Source organism: Streptococcus danieliae, assembly GCF_009767945.1.
GTDB classification, from domain to species: Bacteria; Bacillota; Bacilli; order Lactobacillales; family Streptococcaceae; genus Streptococcus; species Streptococcus danieliae.
Genome location: NZ_WSRS01000113.1, coordinates 1 through 4,224 on the forward strand (window position 1 = coordinate 1; position 4,224 = coordinate 4,224).

The window sequence follows — 4,224 nt, forward strand, 5'->3', positions numbered from 1 at the left end:
CCACAAGAAAAGGGACAAGCGGGTGTTAAAGAAATCCCTGGTTATAAACATGTAAGCTCCGGAGCAGGAAACTACAAGGGTCAACCTTCTTTTGGCTACGTCTATGAGAAAATCGAAGAAGCTACTGCCCCAGAAGACAGAGATAAAACCTCGACTGACGCAAAAGATCAATCGAAACCAGCAGACCAAGCTCCAGCAAGTAAGTTTTTACCGCAAGGAGAAGGTCCTAAGAATGCACCATGGGGCTGGGGAATTGAGTCTGTAAGAGACCGGAGCGAACTTGCGGCTAAGGAAGAAAAAGCAACTGTTTCAGCTAACTCCGCAAAAGCAACAAGTTCTGTTAAGACCCTTCCTGAAACAGGGACAAAATCTGACAATCTGACTCTAGCAGCAGGAGCTGTTGGGCTATTGGGAACTCTGACCTTGGTTCAAAGCCGTCGGAAGAAGCGGGGGAATTAAGAAAAATATTCGATAGAGCTTTGCAGAGAGCTTTAATTGGATAGATATAAGGAGATATTATGAAAAAGAAGTTGAAGATAGGGTTAGCCTTAGCCTCGTCATTACTCTTGTTGGCTGCTTGTGGTAATAGTGTAAATGGAACTTACGTAGGTAATCCAGATCTTCCCCTTTCAACAGATGAAACAGTAGAGATTACGATTAATGGTGATAAAGGTACAATGGTCATAGAAGTAAAGGGCTTAGGGATGATAGCCTCTACGACTACTGCTGATATTATCGTTGATCAAAAAGAAAAAGTGATTACTGTCGATGATGGTACTAAACTAACTTATGAATTGGTCGACGGGTCACTAAAAATCATAAGTGACTCAACTGAAATATTTACTGGTGAGGTTTTTAAACGCAAGGCAAAAGAGTAACCAGATTTAGGTTTAAAAACTTGGTTCTGCCCTCAGGGTAAGGAATCTATTTGCTTCTACTTTCTGTGGCAATAATTCTTCTAGATGAAAGGATGGAGGAGTTAATTGCCACAGAAGCAAATACGATTGGTGTAAAACTGTCAGTTGATATCGTAGAAATGAGGATAGAGAATTTTGATTGAGTCCTCTAAGTAAATCAATGACTTTGAGAGGAGGAAATCGTGGCAAGGTATAAAGTAGGACCAGGAACAGATACCTGGAATTTTGATGATGCCTACCAAGCAGCTCAGGATGGAGATATCCTAGAATTTGAGGATGGTTATTGGTACTCAATTCCGACGGATAAATTCTACCGGATTAGCAAGAGTATTACGATTGAAGGTGTTGTAGTTGCAAACGAAAACGGTGGACGAACTTTTACTACTGGAATTAATGGTAGACTTTTGATTGATAATAAATCTAAAGTGAACATTCAGAATATGTGGATGAGTCCTGATGGAGAAAGAACATGCATCTATATAACAGGTCAAGGGACACTTAAGGCAAGCACGATTGTTTTAGAAAATACAACACCAGGTAATACACATACTTTGATTTATGCAGAGAAAGCAGCAACTATTTATTTGAGCGATATCGAAGTCATTCAGACTGAAGAATTGAGATGCTTAAAGTTTGTTGGTCAATCAACAGTTGAAATACAAGATTCAAAATTAAATTGTAAAGTTGTAGGAGAGAATATTAGTTTAAAAATAGAAAATTCTATTGTGGATTATGATAGATCAAATGTAATCCATATTTCAGATGCTTCAAATCTTAAGATTTTAGATTCCACCATAAAAAGTTCAGCTCCGACAGAGTCTCAATGGCCTGCAGTTTGGGTAGATAATAGTGAATTGGACGTGAAAAATACAGGCGTTACACAGTCTGAAATTGATGCAGCTATTTATCTTAAATCAAGGTCAAAAATTAATTTGATTGATAGTGAAATTCCATCACTAAAGCAATGGGATTCAAAGGGCTGTATTAAAAATACCACTGTGGATTCTATAATCGGATTACACGATCACAGTTATCTAGTAGCTGAAGATCTTGTTTTTATAAAAGGAACCTGGGGTAAGAAAATTAATTTATATATGGGTGATCGGTCTGTTTTTATTGCTGATAAACTACACTTAGATAGTGTTACTAATGCAGTAATTCGTTTAAAATCTCATTCTCACCTCTATACAAATGAGTTGGTATATGTCAATGGATCTGTTGAACAAATAAAATTAGAGATTGATAAATCAAGTAAATTTATTAATGAAGCGAGTTCATCTCAAAATAAAAAAACTGTTCTTGAAAAAGAGTCTACACTTGTTGATGACATCGTTCCTATGGAAGAGCTACAAAGTTTAATTGGTTTGAAACGTGTTAAAGAGACTATTGATATCATGGTGACTCAGGTAGCAGCTAATAAAAAGCGTGTTGAACAAGGGTTAAAACCTAAAAAATCTAGTTTAAATTCTGTATTTGTAGGAAATCCTGGAACTGGTAAAACAACTGTTGCTCGATTGCTAGGGAAAATACTTTTCCAATACGGTGCATTACAGGGGAACGAGTTTAAATTTATCGAGGTATCAGAAGCAGATCTAATTTCACAAAATGTTGGAGGAACTGCTATTCAAACGAAGCAGTATTTAGATCAAGCTAGAGGTGGTGTTCTCTTTATTGATGAGGCATATACCTTAAATAAAAAAGGGGCTAGCGTGAATTTTGGTCAGGAAGCCATTGATACCATTATGAAATATATGGAAGATCATCGTGATGAGATTATGGTGATTTTTGCTGGTTATACCAAAGAAATGGATAGTTTCCTTAAAACGAATCCTGGACTTGTATCACGTGCTCCGAACCGCTTTGAATTTGAAGATTATACAACCAATGAGATTATTCAACTTGGGGAACTACTTCTAAAAAAAGATGAATTTGTTTTGGAAGACGCCGAATACTATAGTAAGCAGGTTACAAAAGCATATAAAAATACATTGGACAAATCTAATGGTCGTTGGATTAGAAATTTCAATGAATCTTTGGAAATGATTCAGCAACATCGTGTTGTTAAAACTGACGCAGACGACGTAGTAACAATCTTAAACTCTGATATTGATCAATTCATAAACAAAGGCGTAGCAGAGGAAGTATCTGAGGATAAAGATGCACTAATCAAACTTAACAACCTTATCGGTATTGAAAAAGTTAAACAACAAGTCCATGAATTTATCTATCAGGTTGAGGTTGATAAACAGAAAGAAGAAATGGGTATGAAAATCAAAGATAGTACCCTCCATTCGCTGTTCTTAGGAAATCCTGGAACTGGTAAAACAACCGTAGCAAGAATTATTGGTGAGGTTCTTTATCAAAAAGGAGTCATTGCTACGAAGAAATTTATCGAGGTTTCTCGGAGTGATTTAGTTGGTCGTTATCAAGGGCATACTGCTACTAAAACACGAGAGGTACTGGAATCAGCTCTAGGAGGAGTCCTTTTTGTTGATGAAGCATATACACTCTATAATGGAGAGCATGATACTTTTGGTCAAGAAGCGATAAATGAAATTCTAAAATTTATGGAAGACCGTCGGAAAGATATTGTCCTTATTTTTGCGGGCTATACGAAAGAAATGAGAGAGTTCTTACAAACAAATTCAGGTCTTGAAAGTCGCCTTCCAACATCCTTTGATTTTGAAGATTATACACCGGATGAAATTGTCCAAATTGGTCTGCTAGGACTTTCTGATTATAAAATTGATGAAGAGTTCTATGCAGAAGTTGTAAAAGAAAAATATCATAGCAGCTCTGATAATAGCAATGCTCGATGGGTTCGAAATTTCAATGAGAAATTGAATCGTGTCCAATCAACTCGCTTAATTCAGAGCGGGGATAAAGACTTGGCAAACATTTCAAGAGAAGATATTAAGAAAGTAGGGGAGGAAATATAGAATGCCAGATGATTATGTAAAACCACCAGGTGCTAAAAATGACTACGTGGATCCACCTAAAGAATTGGAGAAGGACTACGTCGCACCTCCTCAACAAGCTGAAAATGGTAATGAGTTTGTTGAGGAATATAGTCAAAGACAAACTTCCTCCAATCAATCAGCTGTTGTTGAGAATAGACTATTTAAAAGTGAAGGTAATATTAAAGTCAAGGTTTTAAATTCATTGAAAAATCTTTTTCCCAAATTATTCATACCTCAAACAACTCCGTGTAAATAGCTAAAAAATCATCAGAAATTGCCAAAAAACAATGGCAATTTCTGATGATTTTTCTTGTCGTTCAATCTGTTCTAAGGATAAAAATGGATTC

Annotated in this window: 4 protein-coding genes; all 4 read left to right on the forward strand. The window is 36.4% G+C overall.

Features of this window, described 5'->3' with window-relative positions:
* Window positions 1–459: LPXTG cell wall anchor domain-containing protein (locus tag E5983_RS08640; protein WP_160333436.1), on the forward strand; the 459-nt coding region annotated here is incomplete at its 5' end.
* Window positions 460–518: 59 nt separating this feature from the next.
* The gene (locus E5983_RS08645) at window positions 519–878 is read left to right on the forward strand and encodes a hypothetical protein (RefSeq protein WP_160333437.1); all 360 of its coding nucleotides are present in this window, start codon (window positions 519–521) and stop codon (window positions 876–878) included.
* Between the two features lie 221 nt (window positions 879–1,099).
* On the forward strand, window positions 1,100–3,856 hold the full coding sequence (locus E5983_RS08650; protein WP_331251108.1) for an AAA family ATPase: 2,757 nt from the start codon (window positions 1,100–1,102) through the stop codon (window positions 3,854–3,856).
* A gap of 1 nt (window position 3,857) precedes the next feature.
* Entirely contained in the window at window positions 3,858–4,133 is a 276-nt protein-coding gene (locus E5983_RS08655; protein ID WP_160333438.1) for a hypothetical protein, read from the forward strand.
* Window positions 4,134–4,224: the final 91 nt, after the last annotated feature.